This window comes from Agromyces bauzanensis (genome assembly GCF_014645655.1).
GTDB classification, from domain to species: Bacteria; Actinomycetota; Actinomycetes; order Actinomycetales; family Microbacteriaceae; genus Agromyces; species Agromyces bauzanensis.
The window spans coordinates 1-24,089 of sequence record NZ_BMMD01000029.1; the positions used below are offsets into that span (position 1 = coordinate 1).

A 24,089-nucleotide genomic window follows, 5' to 3' on the forward strand; every position below is an offset into this window, starting at 1 on the left:
CTCGAACTTCGCCGCCAGTACCGCTTCCACGCCCCGATCGATCGCCATACACCATGATCCCACGCATCCAGTCATCAGACGCGATTATTTATACGCGTGTCCTAACTCTCCGCGTCGCGCAGATGCGCGACGCACTCCTCGATCCACGCTTCGAGTTGCGCCTCAGTCGGTCTGGTCATGTATCCGAGCGTAGGAAGCCCGCCGCCGACTACGTCGAGGCTGGCCGGCGGAACTCCAGCAGCCCTTCTCCGTTACCTGGGTGCTCGACGTGCGGGATCGACTCCTCATGTCCACATGCAGGACAGACGAACGCATCGGAGGAGCTACGCATCAGGACACCGCACTCAGGACAACGTGATTGCACCGCCTCAGCGATTGGGTCCGTTTCCATCCGCACAGAGTAATTGGTAGGTTGCGAGCGAGGCGCCTGAGCAGTCGCGCTAGTTCCGATTCAGGCCGTGGCGACGGCTGTCCAGGGCGTCCTTGAAGTGGCTCTCGGCCGCGTCAATGTCTCGGGTGGGAGTCGCAGGGTCGAAGACGCGCAGCAGTGAGAATCGGAAGCTCGTCGGGTCAAGGCCTCGCAGCTCGACGTTTCCACCGTGCCCGTTCGTCGCATACACGCTCCAGCGTTGCCGGATGCTCTCGGCGCCGTCTGCCTTGCCGACGTAGTGGCGCCCATCGCGCGTGTCAGTGATGAGGTAGATCCCGAAGACCGAGGAGAGCGCCGTCCGCCACGAGGCGTAGCGGTGCTCCCGCATGACTGCTTGGAGTTGCACGTGGCTCAGGACGAGGCGGTCGAAGCCAGGGAACGGGATCGGCTCGGCGTCCGCGATGCCGATAACCGGGTAACTCGCAGCAGTCGTGGCGTTCATCCGCCACGTGCGCGGTGACCGCCACCCGATCACAAGTCGTTTGCGAAGGTCCGCCATGTGCTCGGACTCGACGACGTCGAATGTCCGCCGGATGTCGTTATGGGAGATTTCGCCGCGGTTCTCCAACACGGACCAGAGGCGTGCCTGGTCACCACCCTCTCTGATGAACACCACCCAGAACTTCGGCGGCAGCGCAGGAAACCGCCTCGTGTCCGCGGACTGGGTTCCGGTGTACGCCAAGATCTCGGCGTCTGTCGAGTCCGCATGAAGTCCCTGCAGCCCGCTGTCCTCAGGTTCGTGGACATAGGCATGGCGAATCACGAGCGCCTGTGCGGGATCGATGCCCGCGTCGATCAGCAGCGGGCCGAGTGTCAGCGCCATCGTTGGATCATTACTTCCTGTGTGTCGAGCAACTGTTCTCACGGTACCGCCGCTCGTCTGCGACATGCGGCGCCACGTCCTTCCAGAACACGGATGGCCGCGTGCGCGGGATTCGAACGAGTTCGTGCTCAGGTGGCAAGCTCGGCGGCCCGCTCGCGCAGGACACTGAGGATCTCGGGGCGGTAGCGCTCCTTGATTCGGTGCTTCACGCCCTGCTGCATCTCCTTGATGAGCTTGGCGACCTTCTCAGCCTCGTCGAACTCGCCACCCGCCGCGAAGAAAGCGCGCAGCCAGGTATCAGCGTCTAGCGGATAGCCAGCGGCCGTGAAGACGCGCAGCAATTGGACGACGGCATCCTTGCCGTTGCCGCTGGACAGACCGTTGTACTGCTCGCTCGCCCAGCACTTCGCCGCGTCTAGCTGGACTGCATCGGGGCCAGCCTGCGCGGCGTCGGTGTGCAGGTTCGTGGCGCCGATGCCGTCCAGCCAGGTGCGCACCATGTCGCGCGGTGACCACACGATGACGAACATTCGCACCACAGTCCCTGCGTCCACGATCTCGCGCAGCAGTTCGCAGTCCTGCTCCTTGTAGGGATGGAGGATCACCAGCGCCTGGCTGAGGCTCTTGGCGCCGTTCCGAAGCTGTCGCAGATCGCTGAAGTTCACCACGCGGCGATCGGCGACTGCCGGTGCGATGAAGTCGACGAATTCGCGGTCGGCGCTGTTGCTGGACTGGTACTTCTTTGCGTCGCCGGTGGCGAAGACGTACGGCGGTGCGCCGAGCCAGTCGCGTATCACGGCGCTCTGCGGCTCCATCGCGGTGCCGTTCTGTCCCCAGTCTTCGCGGACCATGTAGGCGAGTTCAGTCATGAATGGGAGCGTCGCGTGAACCTCCGACATTCCGGGTAGGTGGGCTTTCGTGATTACCGCTTCGAACCGGCGCGTTTCATCCGCTTGGCGAAGTCGCGCAGCAGCGGTTCCATCGTGACCACCCGTTCGGCGGCGTCAAGGGTGCGCGGGTAGTACTCGCGGTGGGTGCTCGTGAAGGCGACGATCTCGTCCACGGCCGAATCAAGGAAGCGCCTCGCGCCCTTCACCGTCACGTGCGGCACGTCTTTGGCAGGCTTCTCCCCGAAGGCTTGCGCCTCAATCAGTTGACGGAGCCCTGCAGCGCCGACGAACACCTGCATGAGGAGTTCGTAGTGCATGTCATCGAGCGCCTTGTTGCGCTCCTCGGGTGTGGTCGATGGGTGGGTATCGGGCATATCGCCGATTGACTATGAGACTTCCGGCCCGTTTCGTCAAGACCGCCGCGCACCCACCGCGTTCGCTATCAGAGGCGCACCGGCCACGGACGCCACGCGCTCCCACTGGGGAGCATCTGCTTGGCCGTTCTCCTGCGCTCCGAAGGAATGTCGTTTGCGCGGCTACGTCCGGAGCGCATTCCCACTCCGTCCTCTTCAAGCCGGTACTCGACCCACGTGCCGGGCCACGGATCGATCGCCTCGCTATAGCCGCCGTACGCGACGGTGCGTACGGTCCATTCGAGTTCGTCGGCCAGCCCGACCACGTCCTCATCGCAGGCATCGCAGCCACAGACCGGGAACAGGAAATCGTGGAGTGCGCCCGCATGAAGGACGATCCCGGTGAACGACGTCAGCAGGAACGTCAGCGGAGCGCAGGCCGAATCCGTCGGTGTCAGCCGCACGGCTCGCTGCACGTCGTCGGGTGCCCGCAGCACGTCCGACGCGACGCTCGCGTCCTCTTCGTGGGTGACGTCGAAGGTCGCCGCCAGCCAGTCAATGAGCGCATCGGCGACGGTGTGGAGCGGTGCAAAGCGTTCCAGATTGCTGGTGCGTGAGTAAGAGTCGTCTGGTGGTGATTCACCGCCCCACCGATGCCCGTACTCAATCTCCCGCCCCTCCGCGTCGAAGAACGTCGGGATCACCAGAGCGGGGCGCTGGTAGTCGGTCACCATTCCACCGTAGGGTGCGCTCGTCCAGGTGCGGCTGACAAGCTGGCAGCGGTGCCAAAGGAGCGCGAAGGGAGTCGGCATGAGGTCGAGCAGTCCAATAGAGGGCAACCCCTGGCCACACGACATGACGATCACGATCGATGACGACTCGCAGCCGCTCACGGAACTGCTCTGGGTGCGCGAGGCGTGGGGTCTCGACCCGGCCGGCGATGATCTTCCGCCGCTGCTCGTCGACACCCCGGAAGCGGTTGGCGAACCAGCCGATCGTGCGCTCTGGGAAGACGCGTGGCCGGACATCTGGCGCGCGGCCCTCGAGCACGCCGCCCGTGCGAACCACTCCGCCCTCATGGGGCAGCTGCAGGACACCGCGAACGGGTCGCCCGAGCGCGCGGCGGTATTGCATCAGATGTTCGGCCCGTCGTGGCGCGACCAGTTCGGTGACGACGCCTTCGGTGAGTCATACCGCGCGTGGACGGAGCGCCAGTTCCATGCCCGGAACGAATCTCGACCACGTACCCTCGCGGAGGAGCCAGAACGTCAATCACTGGACGCCCTGATTCCCGCGCGGGAAGCCGGGCTCGTGAAGATCATCACCATCCCGTGCCGCGGGCGGTTCACGCGCCGCGTCGGTGCCTCCGCTCTTCTCGTGACCGCCAGCAGCCGCCGAGCCCCCGATCAGTACGCGGCCGCCCTCGCCTTGTTCGCGCGCGACTAGGTTGGCGCTCGTGCGACGGCGGGTCGTGCTGTTCAGCGCTGCGGCGCGAGCACCATGACATCGCACTTCTCGCATCGCCACGACTTGCCCTGCGGCATCGTCGGGCCGCCGCACGACGGGCACCACGGGGGCAGATCGGGCGCTCCCAGCGCGGCCGCTTCGACCACGGCACGCAGTTGCTCCGGGCTGACCTCGTAGTCGGGATCCCAAGCGAAGAAGGTGTGGCCACGGTCTGACGTGTGCACGCGGATCCCGGCTGCCTTGGCTGCGCGCCGGAGGTCGCGCCGGAACTCGGCGAGGTCAGTTGGAAGCTCCCGAGCCGGAAAGTGGAATGATCCGGTCAGCTGGAGGTTGGCCACGTACCAGGCGTAGTTGATCTCCAGTCCCATGCACGACACCCTACGAGCGACCCCAGGACACTGGGAAGGCCGGCGCGAGGCGGCTACGCTTCGAGCCGTGGCACGACTCGCCCCTCTCAACGATAAACAGCTGGCCGTGCTGCGCTGGGTAGCCGAGGGGCGTCCGAAGGGCGTTTACGACGAGCGCTTCGACCACCGCATTACGGCTCGAGCGCTCCAACGCCGTGGATTGCTCGAGGTGCGTGGGCACGGCGCCACGTGGCGCGCCGCCGTCACCACGGATGGCGAGTACTACCTCGCGCACGGGGACTTCCGTCCGACAGCCGATCCGGAGCCGCCGCCTCAGCGTTCGAAGGCGGCCAAGGTCATTGAGTCTCAGCCGGAGCCGATCGACGATCTCTTCGAGCGACTCGATGCGTCCGGCGGATCGATGCGCATTGAACAACCGACTCCGCGCGAGCGGATCAGCATACGTCGCGCGGTTGATCAGGCACGATCCGCCGGGGATCTTCCGCCGCATCAGCGCCTGAGGATGTCGGGCACCAAGCAGGGGCCACTCATTGTCGAACTCCTCACTGTCGCCGCACCGGCCACCGAGCGGCAGATCCCGGTGCCTCAAGAGCCCAATGCAAGGCACCCGGAGATCCGGGCACTACTTGCGAACCGTTCGCTCCTTTCCGTCAGCGAGGAGCAATTGCCTCGTGCGCTTGCCCTCGTCCAGGCCGTCGCCGATGAGTGCCGCAGAAGGGGCTGGATTCTTGAAGTCGACGACAAACCCACCTTCGTCGTTGCCGTCGGAGAGGACTCCTACCGCTTCATGCTCGGTGAGGAGCGGGAAAAGCGGGACGTCTACGCCGAAGAGGACGTCGCGGCAAGGAAGTACGACTGGCAGCGCGTGAGCCCGACTCGTCGCGAAGTGTTCAATGGCCGCCTGCGTCTGGAACTCGGGGTCGGCTATGCCCTCCAGTGGTGGGCGGACAGGAAGCGCTGGACACTCGCGGACAAGCTGCCAGACGTCTTCGACGTTGTCGATCAGAAGGCTTCAGCTGCCCGACTCGAACGGAAACGCCGCGATGACGAGAACACGGCGAGGCTCCACGAATGGGAAGAGGCAATCCCGCGTGCCCGCGAGCAATACGCCCGAATGCTCAACGCCGAGCGCGCCGTTACCCAGGCCGAGGCATGGAATCGGGCGACGCAGCTACGGGCTTACGCGGATGCCGCCGCGCACCGGGCCGAACAGCTCGAGGAGGAGTTGCGTACCGAGGCGCTCGGATGGGCGGACTGGATCCGCGGCGAGGCCAACCGCCTCGACCCGCTACTGGACACGTCCGCGCTTCGAATGGAAGCACCTGAGAGTGCGGGGCCTCGCGAGCTCGACCCGTTCATGCCGCATCACTGGACGGTGAGCGCATCGCCCCGCCTTCTCACCTGACTTACCGTCGCGGGTTCTTGGCATTCGCCACCGGGACGCCGAAGCGGCGCTCAAGGTCGTCTGCTCTGGCCTTCGCGCCACTGTCTCGAAGCGCGTGGATGGCCTCGGATAGGAGCCGGTCAAGTCGGACGACCTCCTCCCTGAGCGCCCGAAGTTCCTCGTGCCGGTCAATGGCGTCCGCACCGCACCAGACGCGCACGAGGTCGCGCTTTTTCTTGCCGAATGGCCACTCCGCATCACGGGCGGCTGCGTCCTCGGGCGTCACGAAGCGCCCTTCGTCGTTGCGACCGAAACGAACGGTGTATCCATGCGTCGCCTCGTGACGCGCCTTCGCCTCGTCCTTCGCCAGCGACTCGAGGATGTCGTCCCCGTAGAGCTCGCAGGCGCGCTGCACTAATCGCTCGGTCGTCTCCCACGGCACCAGAAGTGCTCCCTCATCCTCGAACGCGAGTGGGCTGGAGCGGAGGAATGCCTCGTCGACCTGCAGGCGCTGCGCAAGGCCAGACGGATCCACGATCGAGGTGACGCCCGCGTAGCGGTAGACCGGCTCGGCTACGGCTGGATCGATGACAGCCTCGAAGACATCACTGATCGCCCACTCCGTCGGAGTCTCATTGAGCCCCGGATGCGTGTCGACCGCCTCCCAGCGGGCTTCGTTCGCCGTGAACTCCGCCGCGTCGGCCCACGGCACCTTCAGCCGACCAGGCGGTACCCAGTCTTCGCGCCCCTCTGCGGACTCGTCGACGAAACGGATCTGCACACGGGGTGGCTTCTGTGAGCCGAGCTTCAGCACCTCCACCTCCACCAGCGGATCGATGCCTCGCGACCTGTATCCCCAGCGTTCGCCGACTTCCATGCGCCACATCTTCCCAGTCGCCAAGGCGCAGCTGCGGATCAGAAAGTGAACTGCAGGACGGCGATGAATGTCCCGATTACTGTGGCGAGGCCAACCACGCTCGCCCCAACCAAGCGAGCCCTTGTCCAGAAGCGGGGCTGGGCGTCACTGACCTCGGGCGTAACGGTGCCACCGTGAGACGCCTGCGCGATATTCACACGATGACCGCGGCCGTTGATGACCAAGTTCACGGCGTTCGCGGCCTGCGCAGGCGTCGGAAGAATCTGCCCCTCGGGAGTGCCGGACCGAAGTTCCGCGATCAGCTCAGCCAGGCGCGTGCGGATCTGGTCGAGGACACCCTCAAGTGCGATAGTGCTGACGCTCCAGTACAGCGACGTGATGTGCCCATTCATCTGACGAGTTCCGTTCATGTAGCTGACGAGATCTGCGCCGCCTGGGGGCTGGAGCTTCACGATTCGGTCGGCACGGTGCTGGTTCACCATGCTCTGAATCTCGCTCACCCCCATACGGAGTGGCACGAGTTCGTTGACGTCCTCGCGCGCGAAATCGGGGATGTCCATCGATCCGATCGTCTCGTGGCGCACGATGCCGCCGGGCACCGCCCCATCGATTTGCAGCGGCGCGTTGACTTTACGGTATGAGGGAAGGTCGTCGTCGTGCCCATACCCCCGCAGCTCCAGTGCCGCCCACGACCGGAGTTCGGGAGAGCCCGCACTGCCGCCGAGCAGGATGAGCTGGCGAAGCAGCGTGTCGAGGGGCTTCTCATCGAGCAGGTCATGCTCGATCTGGCCCATTAGGCCGCCCTGCTTCTTGATACTCACGAGGCCAGTATCTCGGCCGCGCCGGACATTGCGCGGCCGCGACGCACGTCGGCCGTAACGGAGGTAGCCCGTTGTGGAATGAACAACGGGTATTGACTTTTCAGACCGACTGTTCATACTCAGTCATCCACTCCTCGTCGGGGTGCGGCGTAGAGGATCCCAACCGGGGATCATCCGTCGCTTCCGATGAGGAGGCTCAGCATGGCTGAGAATGAACCCGAAGTGCCGGCCTCGGCACTCGGCCCACTGCGGACGCTTGCCGTTCGCATCACCGATGGCCTGCGGGCCCAGCTGGACGTGATCGCTCAGCTCAACGACCGCAGCGTCACCGAAGAGATCCGTCTGGCGCTGGAGTCCTGGATCGAGGCTTCCAAGTCCGATCCGAAGGTGCTCCAGCGCGCCGAGACGGTGCGAGCCGAGATCGAACGCGAAGCAAAGACCAAGCAGAGCGCCATCGAGGCCATCTTCGGCGGGACCGCCGGAGCGGGAGCGAAAGCTCCGGCTCGCGGCAAGCCCGCCTGAGTTCCCAGTCCTGAACCACGCGTTCAGGATGGTCGAGCTCGGCAGGCGCTATCTCCCTCCCTCGTACTGGGGGCTCGGGGAGAGGGGCGGCTGTCCCGGAGGTCGAGTGCGCTTGTAGCACTCCCTCCGGGCAGTTGCCCGAGATCACTTCCACCTCATTACTGCCCCGCGGCTTGTCAGAGAACCCATCACGGGGTTCTCGGTCGCGACAACAGTAAGGAGGTGGGAGCGATGGTCAGAAGCATCGTCATCCCGCACGATCCGGCGCGTTCGCCGCGCCTGAGGCACCTGGCCACGGCCAGCGAGTTCCAGGACGCGGTGGACGGCTGGCTCGAGCCCATAGAGATGCCCGCCCTGGGCGTCACGGTGTACGTCAACGAGGCAGCTCGGCGGGAGCATCACCCGATCAACTGCCGCGCCATGGCGATCTGGTGGCTCTACACCGCCGATCCGACCGAGTACCCGATCTTCCTCGGGGACGTCGTGCTCACCGGCACGAGCGGTGACGAGGAGACCGGTGACCTGCCGGAACGGATCGTCCAGGACATCTTCGAGCAGCGGGAGTTCGTCGTTCAGGTGCAGCCCTACGGGGCCGGCCCCTGGCGCGACACCTTCGCCCGCTTCGCGAACGTCTTCGACGCCGGGACCTGGTGCATGCTCCTCAGCTACAGCCTGCGCCCCGGCGCACTGCTGCGGCTTCGCAGCCGAATGCCCGCTCCGGACAGTTTCGACGAGTCGTTTCGGGGAAGTGATGCGCCGTGGTGAGGGCGCTGCGCATCCCGGTCGATGCCGACGAGCCAATCAGGGAAGTCCAGGTCGACAAGCTCGAGGACTACCAAGCGATCGTGGGCGGATGGGTCGAGGCTGTGGACATCCACAGCCTCGGCATCACCATCTACGTCGCCGAGGAGGGTCTGATCATGCAGCTGCCCTTCAATTCGCGGGCGTCGTTCCTCTGGTGGTACTTCGTCCCCGAAGCCCGCCAGAAGGCGATGCTCGTCGGCCCGGCGCTCATCACTGGGCTTCCCGACCGGGTGGGCCAGGGCACGGACATCCCGTCCCAGGTTGCCGACCAGCTCCTTAGCAAGGGGGAGTGGCGCGTTGAGGTCAAGGTGCACGGCGATCCGAAGTGGTACAAGAACTCGGCCACCTACGACGACTACTTCGAAGCGCTTGTCTGGGCCATGGTTACGCTGGAACGCTGGACTCTGGCCGAAGACACCCGCGTCGTACCCGTCCCGCCGGACGAGCTCGCCGGGGAAGAAGCCCCACCACCCGCCGCCAGACGGCATCAGGCACCAACCCACGGCGGCGACTGCCCGGACTAGAGACCTGCGAGTTCTCGTCCGGAGCAGTCGCCGTCCTTTCATGCCCGGACTTTCACATTGTCATTGACGGCATCGCGTGACTTTCGTATAACTAGGCGCAGGAGCGGGGCACACCTGGCCTCCGCTCAGTACCTTCCAGATTCCGCTACCTGCTGCTGAGACGTTGCAGAAAGTGGTAATCGTGCCGCCGCGCGCCTTGGTAAACGGCGCGCGGCGTCCCGGATCCACCCAGGAACCAGTCGCTCAGACCGAATCACGCCCACGGTGTCGGTCCGGCCGAGTGTCTCCTGCCTTTGGACAATCTCCGAGAGCGTGCCGCGTTCGGCGCGCGCTGGCGCGATGCTCGTCTTGCTCGACACCCTCGACTTCACGAACGTGCATTGCCCGACCTGTCTGCACTTCATGGAGCCGCGTGTCGGTGCGTGGTGATGTGGATCCTGCGCCGTCGCCGTTTCGCCTCAGGACCTTCTAGTCCGGTGTCGGTGATGGGATCTAGTATCGAACATCTCTACGACGTTGGGGTGACGATGCGAGTTCCGGTCCGCGAGGACATTCAGCTCTGGTGCGAGGCGGATGTCCCACGACGCTTGCTGTGGCGACGCGAGCGCTGGAGGGTCATCGACATGCCGACACTCCAGGCGCGTGGCGTCCTCTGCGACTCCTGGCGCTTCACCGCCCGCTCTGACCGGGACCACCGCACCGTCGTGCTGGACGTCGAGCGCGTCGGGGAGCGCTGGCTTCTCGTCGCAGCCTGGGACTGAGCGCCCGTGGGACAGAACCGCCGCTACGACCTCGTCGGGCGTGACATCGAGCGAGCTGACCGGACCCGCGCAGAACGAGGAGTCGCACTCAGTCTCTCAGTCGACGAGGTGCGCGTCACGGGCAGGCGGCGGGATGCCCGCGAGCCGATCCCGGTGATCGCTCGGCTGCAGTTCCAGGTTGCGCACGTCGAGCCGCGCGAAATCGAGGCCGTGGCGATCGCGTGGACGGATGCTGCGTTGTTGGTGCGTTGGACTTGCCATGACCGGCAGGAGCATTGCACTTGGGTCTACGCGGGTGCGGTCCGTCGGCGGTCATGATCCCTCGACGGAATGACTCCCACTCCGCTGTTAGCCTCCAATCATGAGTCAGCAAGCGCCCAGCGGATGGTTCCCCGATCCCTTCGGTCGGCACGAGCATCGCTACTGGGACGGCTCGCAGTGGACGGAGCACGTCGGCTCGCAGGGTCGACAGTTAGTCGACCCGCCCGTTGTCGCGCCGCCCACGCCAGTTGCGTTGCAGGTGGCGCAGCAGACGGCCGTGATCCAGCCAATCGCCCCGAGCGCGCCGGTCAACAAGAAGGTGCAGAGGCAGGTTCGCAAGCTCGGTGTCGCTGACATGGCTCGCACTGGCGGCGGCACCTTACTCACTGAGCAGATTCTGGTGGTGAACCAGAAGGCCAAGCTCTTCGAGAAGAGGGCCGAATACGCGGTCTTCGACCAGCACGGACGCAAGGTTGGTGGCGTCCGGCAGTTTGGCTCCAGCATGTCGCGGATGGCGGTGGGTCGCGACAACGAGACCAAGCGCTTCCAGATTGTCGATCGCGAAGGTCGCCCGCTCATGACGCTTACTCGGCCGGCGACGATGTTGAAGTCGAAGGTGGTCGTCATGCGCGAGGACGGCGCGTTTGTCGGTCAGATCGTGCAGGAGAACTTTGGCGTTATGGCATCCGTTCTCGGAGGTCGATTCAACATCCGCTTCCGCATCGAGTCCGACGGCGAGACGCTTGGGACGATCAGCGCGGAGAGTTGGCGGGCCTGGGACTTCAGCATTCAAGATCCGCGCGGTGCGGAGATTGGCCGAATCACAAAGACCTGGGCGGGGTTCGGCAAGGAGAACTTCACCAAGGCCGACAACTATGTCCTCGAGATGTACCGACAGCTCGAAGACCCGCTCCTCTCACTCGTGGTGTCCGCCGCGCTGGTCGTCGATACGGTGCTGAAGCAGGGCAGCAGCGATCAGCGGAGCCGCTGATCGTGGTCTCGGGCGCTCTATTCGTGCTCGGCTCCGTCGTCTGCGTCTGAGTGATCCTCGCGGCGACGGGGTAGCCGTTCGGCCACAGCGGTGGATAGCTTCTCGGTGCCGGACTTGGCGCTTTCGAACGTCCTGACGCCAAACTGAGCGACGGCGTGCACGCCTCTACCGCCGGTCTCGATGGCGGTGTCCTTGGCCTCACCCACCGCTTCCGTCCATCGCTTCGCTTCGATCACCTCGCGCTCCGCTTCGATACCGAGCCGCTCGTGGAAGACGATCACATCCGCCGCGACCTCGTTGCCGGAGCGCACGACCGTGCCGGACTTCAGCGGGTGAAACAGCGCCTGACCGTTCGCGCTCAGCGTTGCCGCGTCCATGCGCGCAAGGAGTCGCTCTGTGCTCTTTGAAATCAGGTCGCGACGCTTTGCACGCGCCGCCCTGAGCGCGGCGCGGTGACGGTTGAGATCATCTGGACTGGAGTCGAGCACGCGGTCGAGCTCAAGGACGGCCAGGCCATCTTGAAGCTGGAAGCACCTTGCCAGAACTGCCAGCCACTCCTCGACGGTGGCTTCGGCGATGCCCGTGAGCTTTGCAAGATCCCCGACCCTGGACTTCTTCTCCATCTTCTCTGCGAGCGCGTCGAGCTGACGAAGCGCGTAAGCCTGGGTGGTGGCGATGGTCTGGGCGGCGCCGTGCAGGCTCGACCAGGTCACTTCGGAGACGCGGCCGACATGCTCGCGCTTGAGCATCGCATCGTCGATCACCATGCCGACGCCGATCATCTCGGCGATGGCAGCATCCTTCTGCGCGCGGAGGATGTCGTCGACTTTCTCATCGATGATGGCGAGATACTCAGTGATCTCGTCCATGGTCTGCTGCATCGCAAGCTGCGCCATGATGCCCGCGGCACCTGCGAGCATCGCCGGGCTGGTCAGCATCGAGCCGACGGAGCCGGACTTAGCGAACTCCAGAATCTTCGTCACCTTGCCCTTGCTCGTTGTGGCAATAGCGCGACTGACCCCGTCCGACGAGCCCTTCATTGCCTTGCCGAGCTTCAGTGCTTTGGCGGATTCTTCAGTGAGCTTCACCCAGCGGCCCGAGTTGGCGGCGATCTGGGAACCAGCTTGTGCGACGCCGGATCCGGCGCTCAACGCACTGCCAAGCTTTTGGTGGAGCTCGAGATCACGCGACTGCACTCCGGCCGACGAGAGAAACCGCTCCACTGCTTGAGGGTCGCCAATGACGGCGAGCCCATCGCCATCGCTGATCAGCTCGATCTCGTCGCCCACATTGCCCCCACGTCGCTTGCAGCCTTCTCCAGCCGCTGTGCACTCACGCTAGTCGACGCCTCAGACGCGTACCCGCGAGTCTTGAGGAAAGCGACCGTCTCTGTCGTATCACCCCGCTACGTTTCTCAGCATGCAACCGCTCTCGCCCCACCAACTTCATGTGCTTCGCTCGATCCAGGAGCACGGACTTGTCGTTGCCAGTGTGAGCCTCGAGGGCGAGTTTGCGATGGCACACCTCGGTCTGCCGGCTCCTGACTATGAGACTGTTCGAGTGACCACGGCCCGGCGCCTGGCTCGTGACGGGCTCATCGCGCGGCAGCAATACACCCCGCCCCCCGGCGAAGTGATTATTGAGTGGGAGATCACGGAAGCGGGCCGGCGCGTCCTGCGTGCGCACGAACTCAGCGCGGCGCAGGTGTGAAGTGACCGCAGACTTCAAAGTGACCGCTGCCCGTATCGAAGCGAACCCTCTCGGCCGACTGATGTACGGTCAGCGCGAGCTGTTCCACTCCAACCTCATCGGCTGGTTCTTCGACCAGCTTCCCGAAGCGGCCGACGCCACGTTCCGGCCGCTTGCCGCACCCGGCTCAGACACCGGGCGATGGGTCGAGCGCGAACGCGGCCACATGGATCTCGTCTTCCACTGGACAGACCGGGCACCGCTCGTCATCGAGAACAAGGTCTTCTCGCTGCCGCACCGCGACCAACTCGATGAGTACGCGTCGATCGCGGCGAAATGGCCGCACCGACCAGCGCTCGTGCTGCTCTCGGTCAGCGCGCCGGACTTCGATCCGGGGGAGTGGCGCTACCTGAGCTACGCAGAGTTCGCCGAGCGAATCCTCGAAGCCCTGCCTGCGGACTCGTCCTATGAGGTCGAGACGATGCGACGCTACGGCGCGCTGGTCTCGGACCTGCATCAGCTGGTGTCGGCAGTCGACGTGCAGTCCGATGACGAGCGCGTGTGGCTGCCAGACAGCCTTCTCTCTGCGATCTCCAGCTCACAGATGCGCGCAGCACTGCACAAGGCGCGAGCCCAACGCGTCGCCCGCGTGCTCAACGCGATTCTGCCCGGGCTGGAGCAGCCCGCTGCGGGTGGCATGAGCAACGCCACACCACTGGTCGAGTCGTTCGAGTACGTCTATACCCGCGGGATGCACCTGCACCTCGGATGGCAGCTCCAGGGCGACCAGTTCCGACGCGCGGCCGTCTATCACGACCAATCCATCTCAGGGCGGAGCCAGGAGTCTCGCCGCCTCCGTGAAGACGTCAGCCGCGAGCACCCCGAGTTCTACTCCTTCCCTGCTCCGCTCCCGCAGACGCTCGGTGGACGAAAGGAGTTCAACCACTTCGCGCCTTCCTTCGTCTACAAGTACGTCAAGACGCCGAGCCTCACGATCGCGGAGCTACGGGTGGCAGCCGCTTCTGTGCACGCCGAGATCGAGCAATTCCGCGCCGAAGGTGCCGCCGCTGATCGACCCGCGGAGGCGACTCGCAAAGCGCCGTAAAGACCGACTGCACGGTCACGCCGGTGCCGGTATATACGCTCGGAGCGTGGAAGCGTTCGAACAGTTTGTGGCTCTCGCGATGGAAGCAGAGGGATTGGTCGTCTCGAGTGCCCTGAAGTTCCCTGTGAAGCGCCGCACACGCAAGGTCGCCTATGAGGAGTGGCAGACCCATGGCTTCGAGGTCGATCTCGTGGCCGCCCGGGCAGACAGGCTCGTGCTGGCGACTGTGAAGTCGTTCTTCGGATCGCGCGGCGTCGTGGCTTCCCACGTGCGCGGTGACAGCGAGAACCGGACATGGAATGCGGCCTACGCGCTCCTCAATGATGAGCAGATCCGGTCAACGGTTGTTACCGCTGCCGCTGAGCGATTCGGGTTCTCGGCTGGCCAGGTCGAGCTTCGGCTGTACGTGGGCAAGTTCGCCGGCGGTGGAAGCGAAGCCGCCGTACGTGAGTGGTGTTCGGAGCAAACTGTCGGAGCCGGACCGATCAGAGTGGTCGGCGCCGACCACGTCGTCACCATTGTTCGCCAGGTCGCGGGTTCGAAGCAAAACCGTGACAATGCCGTGCTCGCGACTCTCAAGGTCCTCGACGCGGCAGGAGTGCTTAGTTAGCCCCGCTCCACAAAAATACCTGATCATGTTATAAATAAGACAGGAATTGAGTCGGTAGAGCACGCTCCCGATGACGATATTCTCGCTCCCAGCCAAGGACACGGGTCTGAGCCGTGGCGTGCGCGAGTGAGGATACCCAGCAAACTTAAGACCACGACGTCGTGGAGGAGACTGCGAGCAACATGATGTGCATGGGCGGATACGTACGCAGCCAAACGTCCAGAGCGGACGTCGCATTGGCGTGGATGCGGGGTAGTCAGTGAGCGTCCTCACGGACTATCAGGCGAAGTACTTCGCCTACGAACTTCAGCGCAGCTACGCGAGCGACCATGTCGGCAAGCTCGCGGGACTACTCTTCGACGCCCAGGTGGAGCCTAAGCCTCACCAGATCGATGCGGCCCTCTTCGCCCTGCAGACTCCATACCTGCCGGGCGTCATCCTCGCCGACGAGGTTGGTCTCGGCAAGACAATCGAGGCCGGCATCGTCATCTCGCAGTATTGGGCTGAGCGGCGCCGGTCCATCTTGATCGTTACGCCCTCCAGTCTGCGTCAGCAGTGGAAGCAGGAGCTGTATGAGAAGTTCCTGATTCCCGCAAGCATTCTCGACCCCAGGTCAAAGGAGTCGTTGCTCGCCCAGGCAGGCGGCGGCAAGGGAGAGGTGCTGATTTGCTCCTACGAGTTCGCGTTGCGCAATGAACAGTCGCTTCTTCGCGCGTGGGACCTCGTGGTCGCCGACGAGGCCCACCGGTTGCGCAATCACTGGACGGGGAAGGGCAAGGTCACCGAGGCAATGGCCCACGTCATTGGCGGTGCCCACAAGACGGTACTGCTGACGGCGACGCCGCTGCAGAACAAGCTCGAGGAGCTCTACGGGCTGGTGTCCGTCTTCGACTCCGGCTACTTCTATTCGCTCGACGCCTTCCGCGAGCGCTACATCAAGAATCGCGACGACTCCGGAGATGACCTGGCGGAGCGAGTTGCAACCATCTCCAAGCGGACCCTCCGTAGGGACGCCGACAAGTACATCCACTTCACGAAACGACTACCGCTCACCATCGAGTTCACCCCAAGCGCCGAGGAAGTGTGGCTCTACGAGCTGGTCAGTGACTACCTGCAGCGCGACGAACTCTTCGCGTTCACCGGCGCCCAGCGGCACCTCTCGGCCCTCATTATCCGAAAGCGGTTGGGCTCTTCGACATTTGCAGTCGCCAGCACGCTCGAGAACATCGCCAATCGACTCGCGGCGGAGGTTGCCGCCGGCCAGCGCCGTAACGCCCGCGGTGGTCTGATCACAGCCGACTTTGAGGGCGACGATCTCACGAGTGAGGAACTCGAAGACGCCGAGGAGATCGAAGACGACAGTCGTGGCGCCGGACCGCCTGATGCGAGTGTGTCAACCGAGGGCGACTCACGTCTTCTGCAAGCGATGAATGCCGAGGTGGCCGAGCTTCGCGAGTACGCCGCCTTCGCTCGCTCAATAGCTGTCAATCAGAAGGCTGCGGGGCTCTTGGAAGCGCTCGACCTCGGATTCGAACGACTGCGCTCGCTTGGGGCGCCCGAGAAGGCCATCATCTTTACGGACTCCACGAAGACACAGGACTACATCGCTCGAACATTGCGGGACGCTGGCAAGGGCGAAGGGCTGGTGCTCTTCAACGGCTCGAACAATGGCCCAGAACAGACGGATGTCTATCAGGCCTGGCTCAAGGCGAACCGCGACGGCGACTTGATCACCGGCATCCCGGCCGCCGACCGTCGAAAGGCGCTCGTGGACTACTTCCGCACCGAGGGCAAGATCATGATTGCCACCGAGGCGGCCGCGGAAGGCATAAACCTACAGTTCTGCTCGATGGTGGTGAATTACGACCTGCCGTGGAACCCCCAGCGCGTTGAGCAACGAATCGGCCGAGCCCATCGGTTCGGGCAGCAGTTCGACGTCGTCGTGGTGAACTTCTCGAATAAGGGCAACCTGGCCGAGCAGCGGATTCTTCAGCTGCTCGCCGACAAGTTCCATCTCTTTTCGAGCGTGTTCGGCGCGAGTGACGAGGTGCTCGGTGCGATTGAGGACGGGCTCGACTTCGAGAAGACGATCAGCGATATCCTCACGCGCAGTCGGACCGACGCAGAGATCGACAAGGCGTTCCAGGAACTGGAGGAGCGGTACGCGGTCGAGATTTCCACCGAGATGGCAAGCGCTAAGGCGAAGGTCTTCGACAACCTTGACCCGCACGTTCAGGACAGGCTCAAGGCCTACGACGCGCAGTCGGGAGAAGTGCTCAACAAGTTTGAACGGCTCCTACTCGCGGTCACCCGTCACGAGCTGAATGATCACGCATCGTTCGAAGGCGACGGCCGCACGTTCGTGCTTCACAACTCGCCGGTACCGGACGCACCCGCAGGCCGTTACTACTTCAAGAGCAAGCCACTGGAGAACGCACACCAGTACCGCTATTCGAGCCCACTGGGACAGCACGTCATCGAGACGTCGAAGACGCATGACACGCCGCCGCGCGCGCTGACGTTCAGCGTCGGCGCGTCGGAGCGCGCTACCGCAGCCGTCAAGAGTCTCGTCGGCCAGAGCGGCGAGCTGGTCGTCGAGATGGTCACGTTCACCATGAAGGCACGCGACGAGGACGTTTCAGAGTCCTACATTCTCGCCGCCGGCCTTAGCGATGACGGTGCCGCCCTCGACGATGAGCACGTGGCCGACATCCTCGACCTCGCGTGCACATCGCTCGGTAAGGATCCGGTCACCATCGACGACGCCCCGATCGCGCCACTACTCGAGGCGCGACGAACCGAGCTTGAGCGCGAAGTCCAGGGCCGGAATTCTCGCTACTACGACCAGCAAGAAGAACTCATCTACAGGAACCAACAGGACCGGAAGGCCGAGCACGAAGGTTCGATCCGTGAGTATCGCGCCAAGGAGAAGGAAGCGCGTCGGCTCGCGCGCCAGGTGGACGATCCGATGGAGCAGCTTCGGCACAAGAAGGATGCGCGTCGCTGGGAGCAGCGCGCGGAGGACGCCGACGAGCAGTTCCGAGAGACCCGGCGCAAGCTCCGCGAAGAGGCTGACAAGTACCTCGACCTAATCGAGCAATCCCTCAAGGGCACGCAGTTCACAGAACACCTGTTCTCGATCCGTTGGCGCATTGACGCATAGACGCGCGCGCCGACCGGGAACCCAGAGCATCAAACGTAATGAAAGAGACCACTAAATGAGCGACGACATCCACGAAACCCCATCGACTACCCCTAATTTCCAGACGGAACTGGCCGCTCAGCTGGCCGAGCTCGTGCCCGAGGCAATCGTCGACTGCAAGGTCGATGTCGTCAAACTCCAGGAGCTCCTTGCGGTTGACGCCGCCGACACAAACGAGCGTTTCGGACTGTTCTGGCCCGGCAAGAAGCGGGCGCTGAGAGCAGCACAGGAGCCGACGACTGCCACGTTGCGGCCGGATGTCGCCAACTCCAAGGACTGGGAGACAACGAAGAACGTCTTCATCGAAGGCGACAACCTCGAGGCGCTCAAGGTCTTGCAGAAGCATTATCACAACAAAGTCAAGCTGATCTACATCGATCCGCCGTACAACACCGGCAAGGATTTCGTCTACCCGGACAACTACAAGGAGGGACTCGACACCTACCTCGAGTGGACCCGGCAGGTCAACGAAGAGGGCAAGAAGGTTTCGACCAATGCCGAGACCGAAGGCCGATATCACTCGAACTGGCTCTCCATGATGTATCCGCGCCTCAAGCTGGCTCGTAACCTGCTCACCGACGATGGCACCATCTTCGTCAGCATCAGTGATCATGAAGTCGACAACCTGCGCAAGTTGCTCAACGAGGTGTTCGGGGAATCGAACTATGTTGGCCAAATCGCAGTCTCGAAGGGGACAACGACCGGACAAGACGCTAACGACATCGGGAGCAGCATCGATTTCTTGCTCGTGTACGCACGCAGCAAGGCGAACTACGTTCCGAATGGCCTTCCCCTCGATGAACAGGACATGGCGCGCTTCAACCAGGAGGATGACCGCGGGCGCTACTCGGTCCTGCAGTTCCGAAAGACCGGTACAAACGACCGCCGCGAAGACCGCCCGAACCTCTACTACGCGCTCGACGCACCTGACGGTTCCACGGTCTACCCGATCGGCCCAGGCGGGTACGACAGCTGTTGGCGCACTGCGCGGGCCCAGTTTGATGCTTGGGATGCCGAAGGGATGATCGTCTGGAAGCAGGACGTTGACGGCAACTACAAGCCGTACGTCAAGTACTACCTCGAAGGACGAACAAAGCAGGTATCGAACTACTGGGATGACATCGAAGGCAATAAGAAGGCCAGCCTCACGGTCAAGGAGTTGCTCGGGAAGAACGTTTTCACCAATCCCAAACCCGTGGGCCTGATCAAGAAGATCCTTCACATCGCGACGGACCGAGATTCGATTGTCCTCGACTTCTTTTCCGGCTCAGCGACTACCGCGCACGCAGTGATGCAGTTGAACTTCGAGGACGGCGGACAGCGCCAGCACATTCAGGTTCAACTTCCGGAGCCCACCCCCGAACAATCTGCGGCAGAAAAGGCTGGATACAGGACCATCGCTGAGGTCTCCCGAAAGCGGATCGACCTCGCTGGGGCGAAGATAGCGGAGGGGTCCGGTGGGCGCCTGGATGACGGCTCGGGAGCGCTCGATGTGGGCTTCCGCGCATACACCCTCACCGACACCAACTTCTCGAAGTGGCGGGTGACAAGCGACATCGAGGCGGATGCACTCCAGCAGCACCTCCTCGACCTTCGCGAGAGCAGCAGCGCCGATGACGCAACGGCAGACGATCTGCTGACCGAGATTCTCCTGAAGCAGGGATACTCGCTCAACGAGAAGATCGCACCGGTTGAGATCGATGGTCTCGATCTTCGCGCCGTGTATGACAGCGATGGCGACTTCGGCGTGCTCGCGTATCTGGACGAGCACACCAAGCCGACGCTCGAGCAGCTGCGTTCAATCGTCGAGTCCCGGCCGGCGCGCATCATCATCCTCGAGGATGCCTTCCAGGGCGACGATGAGCTGAAGACCAACATGGTGCAGCTTGCGAAGTCAAAGAGCGTGGAGCTCTGGACGGCGTAATGGGCGGCTCAGCATTTCAGTTCGATCCGAGTCAGCCGTATCAGCTGGAAGCGGTCGGCGCGGTTGTCGACCTCTTTGACGGCCAGCCGAAGGACGCGGACAAGCTCGAACTCACGCTTCGCGGTCAAGTCGCTGTGAAGGAGACCGACCAAGTAGCCCTCGACCTCGACCTCACGCAGGAAGTGGGTGCGATCGGCAACAACCTCGTGCTCGATCAGGAGACCGTCTTCGCGAACCTTCAACGAGTACAGGACCGCAACGGGCTCGAGGTTGCGCCGAAACTCTACGACGGTGCTCTGGACTTCGACATCGAGATGGAGACCGGCACAGGCAAGACCTACGTCTACCTCCGAACCATCTTCGAGCTCGCCAAGGACTACAACTTCACCAAGTTCGTGATCCTCGTGCCGAGCGTCGCCGTCCGTGAGGGAGTCGCCACAAGCATTCGGCTCATGCGCGGTCACTTTGGAGACCTCTATCCGGGACAGCCGTTCGACTTCTCCGTCTATAGCGGGAAGAACGCAGAAGAGGTGCAGTCGTTCGCAAGCTCTACGAACATCCAGATTCTTGTGATGACGATCGACGCGATCCGCGGCACAGCAAATACGCGCATCATCCACCAGGCGAAGGACAAGTTGAACGGTCTGCGTCCAATCGACTACTTGAAGGCGACGCACCCTGTCGTGATCATGGACGAGCCCCAGAACATGGAGTCGCTCCTTTCTCAGTCCGCCGTCGGCGAGCTCGATCCGGTCGTGACTCTCCGGTACAGCGCGACGCACAAGAGGCAGCGCAACGTTGTTTATCGGCTCGACCCGGTCGATGCGCATGATCTCGGGCTGGTGAAGCAGATCGTGGTGGCCGACGTGCAGCAGCAGGGAGCCGACGCGACTCCGTATATCAAGCTCATTGAGGTGAAGCACGACTCGGCCTGGACGGCTCGCCTCGAACTGTCCTGTCGCAGGGCAGATGGGGGATTGGAGCGCCGCGTGGTCAGGGTGCGCCAGCATCAGGAGCTCTCTGACGCACGCATCACGAACAATCCCATCTACGACGGTTGGCGCATCAATGAGATGAGCATCGAGCCCGCCTACGTAGACCTCACCCTCCACGGCTTCCTCGAGCAGGGCGAGAGTATTGGCGGCTCGGGCGGCGCCATCTACAAGGAAATGATCCGTGAGACCATCCGGGAGCACCTTCGGAAGGAAGCGATGCTTCGGCCCCGCAATATCAAGGTGCTGAGTCTCTTCTTTGTCGACAAAGTCGCTAGCTACATGGGTGACGGCGATACCAACGAGACGGCCGACGGGGAGTTCGCGCGGTGGTTCGACGAGGTATTCGTCGAAGAGCGCGCCAAGCTCGCCCGGTACCAGGAGCTCCTCCCGCAGGAACCGTCCGCGCTTCGTCGCGCGTACTTCTCGCAGATCAAGCGCGGCAAGACGACAGTCTCCCAGGACAGTTCGGGGACAACGAAAGCGGACGACGATGCCTATGAGCTGATCATGCAAGCCAAGGAACGGCTGCTCGACGAGGCCGAGGACGTTCGCTTCATCTTCAGTCACTCGGCACTGCGCGAAGGCTGGGACAACCCAAACGTCTTTCAGATCTGCACCCTCCGCGAGATGGGTGCAGAGGTGGAGCGCCGCCAAACGATCGGGCGCGGGCTGCGGCTTCCCGTCAGGAAGACCGCGGAGGGCTTCGTGCGCGTGGCAGACCGTGGCATCGCAACCCTGACCGTCGTCGCCAACGAGTCGTACCAGGCGTTCGCTAAGAGTCTGCAGAACGAGTACAAGACGGCCGGTGTCGAGATCGGTGAGGTTCGCAGGAGCGAGTTCTCCAAGATCCCACTGCAGGACGCAACAGGCGCTCTCACCGACGACCTGTTCGGCTTTCAGCGTTCGCTCGAAGTTTGGGATCACCTGGCGACGAAAGGCTTCATCGATGAGGGCAAGGTGACGAGCAAGTTCCAGCCGAACACGCTCGGCTTCACCCTCTCCCTACCGGAGGAGTACGAACCGTACGAGACCGAGATCTGCGCGCTCGTCCAGCGTGCACATATCGGTACTTATGTGAAGCCCGCGAGTAAGCGACACCCTCGTCAGCTCAACAAGCAGCTCTACTCGACGCCGGAGTTCGAAGACTTCTGGCACGCGATCAGCCGCCGCACGACTTACCGTGTGAGCGTCGACCGGGAGCTGATCGTGGAACGGGCCGTGCAGGCGATCAAGTCGTCGCCGAAGATCGATCCACTTCGTATTCAGGTCACGCGCGCGGGAGTCAAGGTGCTGCGGGGTGGCGCGAAAGGCCAGGAACTTGGCACCCGATCGGCTGATCTGAAGGGCAGCTACGATCTGCCCGACATCATCGCCGAACTCCAGAGCGCAACCTCGCTCACCCGCAAGACCATCGTCGACATCCTCATCAAGAGCGAGCGTCTTGCGGAGTTCATCGGCAACCCGAATGACTACATCGCTAGCGCCAAGCGTCTCATTCAGGCGGAGTTGGCCAAGATCGTCGTGGACGGAATTCAGTACGAGAAGATCGCTGGAGCGGTCTACGAACTGCGCGAGCTCCAGCGCGATGGCGAGGAGGAGAAGGACCGCTTCCTCGATCACATGTACAAGGTGCAGAACGCCCAGAAGACGGACTTCGACTACGTCGTATTCGATTCGGATGTGGAGCGACAGTTCGCCGAGCTGCTGGACGGACGTGAGGACATCAAGCTCTTCATGAAACTGCCCGCCAAGTTCAAGATCGACACCCCCGTCGGCCCGTACAACCCAGATTGGGCGATCATCAAGCACGAGGAGGGTCAGGACCGCGTCTACATGATTCGCGAGACCAAGAGCACTCTCGAAGACTCCAAGCTGCGGCCCAGCGAGCTCGCGAAGATCAAGTCTGCAATCAAGCACTTCGCGGCCATCGGAATCGACGACTACGCCCGTGCGGCCCCAGGGAGCTGGAAACTGTGAGCGGCGCCGAGATTGGACCAGAGACAGCCAGGAAGGTCGTGGAGCCGGTGCTGCCTCTCTCGCTCATGAACCACGAGCGGTTCCTCGCGTTGTTCTACGATCCCAAGCGCTTTGACATCCACGCCAAGACCGTGATGCACCTTCATGTCTTGCGCGTCGATGGCGGCGATTTCGCGCTCGCTCCGCTCTTCAAAGAACTCTCCAACAACAGCATCAGCTACGTGCTGTCTCGGCAGAATCTCGATCAGGTGCTCGAGGATCCGAGCCGAATGGTCGAGTTCGTGGCCAAAGTGCAGGACCAGTTCAAGACGCCCGATGCGAACGCGGGCGAGGGAGGTGAACTACTCCTCTACTCCTTTCTGGAGGGCCACCTGGGCGCGCCAAAGATCCTGTCCAAAATGGAGTTGAAGACCTCCAGCGAGCACTACGTGCACGGCACCGACGGCGTGCACCTGCTCGAGGTCGCTGAAGGCGAGTACCAACTGATCTTCGGCGAGTCCAAGATGTACGGCGACGTCAAGGGACAAGTCGGTTCGAGCCCGCGCCGCGGCGTCAAAGCGGCGTTCGAGTCCATGGGCAAGGTGCAGGAGGACTCGTTCGAGTTCGATACCTGGCTGGTCGAATCTGAACTGCTGAAGGAGAGTCTGGATCCGGCGAAGGTGAAGCTGCTCGCTTCAATCCTCCTACCGCCTGCAGACGGGGACACGCCCCTCAAGAAGTCGAATGCCTTCGGCGTCTTCATTGGCTTCGAGCTGGACGTGACGGAGTTCCCGTTCGAGGACTACTCGCAAGCTGAAATTGAGGCAGAGCTTCGGCGGCTCGCCGAGACCGCTATCGACGCTGAGATCGAAACGATCAAGGCCGAGATCAAGAACCGCGGACTTGGCGGCTACCACTTCCATATCTACGTCGTCCCTTTCCTGAAGCGGAACGTCAACGGTGTCGTACGTGGGATCGAGGATGTTCGTGTCGATCTTGCAACCAAGCTGAGCGGCAAAGCGAAGAAGCCTGCGAGCGCGAAGAAGAAGCCGGGGAGCACCACGAAGTGACAGATCAGATCGCCGCGGACGCACTGAGCGAACTGATCGTCGAACGCAAGGACTTCAAGCGCGCCTTCGCCGATCTGGAGAAGGCTGTCGCTCAGAGCTTTCTTGGGATCGCTACTCAGCCGTCGCTCGAGGGCGTTGAGGCACGTCATCTGCTCCGTGGCGCGTAGCGCTTCTCGGTACCGATAGTCCAGCGACCTGGTACCGAGGTTCTGGCTAGTTGGTACTCCCGCGCTTGTTCTGGTCTTCTGATCTCGGCGGCGAC

General features: G+C 63.1%; 24 protein-coding genes. 15 read left to right on the forward strand and 9 right to left on the reverse strand.

Going from position 1 to position 24,089, the window contains the following annotated elements:
- Positions 1 to 440: 440 nt before the first annotated feature.
- The 4 genes from IEX31_RS16995 to IEX31_RS17010 form a co-directional block, all read right to left on the reverse strand.
- Entirely contained in the window at positions 441 to 1,253 is an 813-nt protein-coding gene (locus IEX31_RS16995; protein WP_188744587.1) for a GIY-YIG nuclease family protein, read from the reverse strand.
- A 128-nt stretch (positions 1,254 to 1,381) separates the two neighbouring features.
- Positions 1,382 to 2,122: a hypothetical protein gene (locus IEX31_RS17000; RefSeq protein ID WP_188744588.1), complete on the reverse strand. Its 741-nt coding sequence runs from the start codon at positions 2,120 to 2,122 to the stop codon at positions 1,382 to 1,384.
- Between the two features lie 53 nt (positions 2,123 to 2,175).
- A complete protein-coding gene (locus tag IEX31_RS17005) occupies positions 2,176 to 2,517 on the reverse strand; it encodes a hypothetical protein (protein ID WP_188744589.1) in 342 nt (113 codons plus the stop codon).
- Positions 2,518 to 2,585: 68 nt separating this feature from the next.
- Entirely contained in the window at positions 2,586 to 3,227 is a 642-nt protein-coding gene (locus IEX31_RS17010; protein ID WP_188744590.1) for a DUF6226 family protein, read from the reverse strand.
- A gap of 124 nt (positions 3,228 to 3,351) precedes the next feature.
- Between IEX31_RS17010 and IEX31_RS17015 the strand changes: the two genes are divergently transcribed.
- Positions 3,352 to 3,942, forward strand: coding sequence for a hypothetical protein (locus IEX31_RS17015; protein ID WP_188744591.1), 591 nt, complete (start codon positions 3,352 to 3,354; stop codon positions 3,940 to 3,942).
- A 32-nt stretch (positions 3,943 to 3,974) separates the two neighbouring features.
- Here IEX31_RS17015 and IEX31_RS17020 read toward each other — a convergent pair whose 3' ends face one another.
- Entirely contained in the window at positions 3,975 to 4,331 is a 357-nt protein-coding gene (locus IEX31_RS17020; protein ID WP_188744592.1) for a hypothetical protein, read from the reverse strand.
- Between the two features lie 67 nt (positions 4,332 to 4,398).
- On the opposite strand from IEX31_RS17020, the gene IEX31_RS17025 reads away from it, so the two are divergent.
- Positions 4,399 to 5,736 (forward strand): hypothetical protein, encoded by a 1,338-nt coding sequence (locus IEX31_RS17025; protein WP_188744593.1) that lies wholly within the window; start codon positions 4,399 to 4,401, stop codon positions 5,734 to 5,736.
- A 1-nt stretch (position 5,737) separates the two neighbouring features.
- On the opposite strand, the gene IEX31_RS17030 is transcribed toward IEX31_RS17025, so the two are convergent.
- Entirely contained in the window at positions 5,738 to 6,601 is an 864-nt protein-coding gene (locus tag IEX31_RS17030) for a hypothetical protein (RefSeq protein ID WP_188744594.1), read from the reverse strand.
- Between the two features lie 29 nt (positions 6,602 to 6,630).
- A complete protein-coding gene (locus IEX31_RS17035; RefSeq protein ID WP_188744595.1) occupies positions 6,631 to 7,413 on the reverse strand; it encodes an AbiTii domain-containing protein in 783 nt (260 codons plus the stop codon).
- 201 nt (positions 7,414 to 7,614) lie between these two features.
- Between IEX31_RS17035 and IEX31_RS17040 the strand changes: the two genes are divergently transcribed.
- The 4 genes from IEX31_RS17040 (at position 7,615) to IEX31_RS17055 (ending at position 10,024) form a co-directional block, all read left to right on the forward strand.
- Complete coding sequence (locus IEX31_RS17040; protein WP_188744596.1) at positions 7,615 to 7,935, forward strand: hypothetical protein; 321 nt, start codon at positions 7,615 to 7,617, stop codon at positions 7,933 to 7,935.
- A gap of 231 nt (positions 7,936 to 8,166) precedes the next feature.
- Positions 8,167 to 8,700: a DUF3846 domain-containing protein gene (locus tag IEX31_RS17045; RefSeq protein WP_188744597.1), complete on the forward strand. Its 534-nt coding sequence runs from the start codon at positions 8,167 to 8,169 to the stop codon at positions 8,698 to 8,700.
- The gene (locus IEX31_RS17050) at positions 8,697 to 9,263 is read left to right on the forward strand and encodes a DUF3846 domain-containing protein (RefSeq protein ID WP_188744598.1); all 567 of its coding nucleotides are present in this window, start codon (positions 8,697 to 8,699) and stop codon (positions 9,261 to 9,263) included. Before IEX31_RS17045 ends, IEX31_RS17050 begins: the two co-directional genes overlap by 4 nt.
- Positions 9,264 to 9,886: 623 nt before the next feature.
- The gene (locus IEX31_RS17055; RefSeq protein WP_188744599.1) at positions 9,887 to 10,024 is read left to right on the forward strand and encodes a hypothetical protein; all 138 of its coding nucleotides are present in this window, start codon (positions 9,887 to 9,889) and stop codon (positions 10,022 to 10,024) included.
- 96 nt (positions 10,025 to 10,120) lie between these two features.
- Here IEX31_RS17055 and IEX31_RS17060 read toward each other — a convergent pair whose 3' ends face one another.
- Positions 10,121 to 10,285 (reverse strand): hypothetical protein, encoded by a 165-nt coding sequence (locus IEX31_RS17060; RefSeq protein ID WP_188744600.1) that lies wholly within the window; start codon positions 10,283 to 10,285, stop codon positions 10,121 to 10,123.
- A 100-nt stretch (positions 10,286 to 10,385) separates the two neighbouring features.
- Between IEX31_RS17060 and IEX31_RS17065 the strand changes: the two genes are divergently transcribed.
- Complete coding sequence (locus tag IEX31_RS17065) at positions 10,386 to 11,276, forward strand: LURP-one-related family protein (protein ID WP_188744601.1); 891 nt, start codon at positions 10,386 to 10,388, stop codon at positions 11,274 to 11,276.
- Positions 11,277 to 11,293: 17 nt separating this feature from the next.
- On the opposite strand, the gene IEX31_RS17070 is transcribed toward IEX31_RS17065, so the two are convergent.
- Positions 11,294 to 12,565: a hypothetical protein gene (locus IEX31_RS17070; RefSeq protein ID WP_188744602.1), complete on the reverse strand. Its 1,272-nt coding sequence runs from the start codon at positions 12,563 to 12,565 to the stop codon at positions 11,294 to 11,296.
- Positions 12,566 to 12,836: 271 nt separating this feature from the next.
- Here IEX31_RS17070 and IEX31_RS17075 point away from each other — a divergent pair, with 271 nt between their 5' ends.
- The 8 genes from IEX31_RS17075 to IEX31_RS17110 all read left to right on the forward strand — a co-directional run bounded on the left by IEX31_RS17075 (position 12,837) and on the right by IEX31_RS17110 (position 23,994).
- The gene (locus tag IEX31_RS17075; RefSeq protein ID WP_188744603.1) at positions 12,837 to 12,986 is read left to right on the forward strand and encodes a hypothetical protein; all 150 of its coding nucleotides are present in this window, start codon (positions 12,837 to 12,839) and stop codon (positions 12,984 to 12,986) included.
- Between the two features lie 19 nt (positions 12,987 to 13,005).
- A complete protein-coding gene (locus IEX31_RS17080; RefSeq protein WP_188744604.1) occupies positions 13,006 to 14,070 on the forward strand; it encodes a PDDEXK-like family protein in 1,065 nt (354 codons plus the stop codon).
- 46 nt (positions 14,071 to 14,116) lie between these two features.
- Positions 14,117 to 14,680 carry a hypothetical protein gene (locus IEX31_RS17085; RefSeq protein ID WP_188744605.1) on the forward strand — a complete coding sequence of 188 codons (564 nt, stop codon included), beginning with the start codon at positions 14,117 to 14,119 and terminating at the stop codon, positions 14,678 to 14,680.
- A 259-nt stretch (positions 14,681 to 14,939) separates the two neighbouring features.
- The gene (locus IEX31_RS17090; protein WP_188744606.1) at positions 14,940 to 17,843 is read left to right on the forward strand and encodes an SNF2-related protein; all 2,904 of its coding nucleotides are present in this window, start codon (positions 14,940 to 14,942) and stop codon (positions 17,841 to 17,843) included.
- A gap of 55 nt (positions 17,844 to 17,898) precedes the next feature.
- Positions 17,899 to 19,806 carry a site-specific DNA-methyltransferase gene (locus IEX31_RS17095; RefSeq protein ID WP_188744607.1) on the forward strand — a complete coding sequence of 636 codons (1,908 nt, stop codon included), beginning with the start codon at positions 17,899 to 17,901 and terminating at the stop codon, positions 19,804 to 19,806.
- Positions 19,806 to 22,778 carry a restriction endonuclease gene (locus IEX31_RS17100; RefSeq protein ID WP_188744608.1) on the forward strand — a complete coding sequence of 991 codons (2,973 nt, stop codon included), beginning with the start codon at positions 19,806 to 19,808 and terminating at the stop codon, positions 22,776 to 22,778. Before IEX31_RS17095 ends, IEX31_RS17100 begins: the two co-directional genes overlap by 1 nt.
- Before the next feature lie 38 nt (positions 22,779 to 22,816).
- On the forward strand, positions 22,817 to 23,827 hold the full coding sequence (locus IEX31_RS17105) for a HamA C-terminal domain-containing protein (protein ID WP_188744609.1): 1,011 nt from the start codon (positions 22,817 to 22,819) through the stop codon (positions 23,825 to 23,827).
- Positions 23,824 to 23,994 (forward strand): hypothetical protein, encoded by a 171-nt coding sequence (locus IEX31_RS17110; protein WP_188744610.1) that lies wholly within the window; start codon positions 23,824 to 23,826, stop codon positions 23,992 to 23,994. Before IEX31_RS17105 ends, IEX31_RS17110 begins: the two co-directional genes overlap by 4 nt.
- The last annotated feature ends 95 nt before the right edge of the window (positions 23,995 to 24,089 follow it).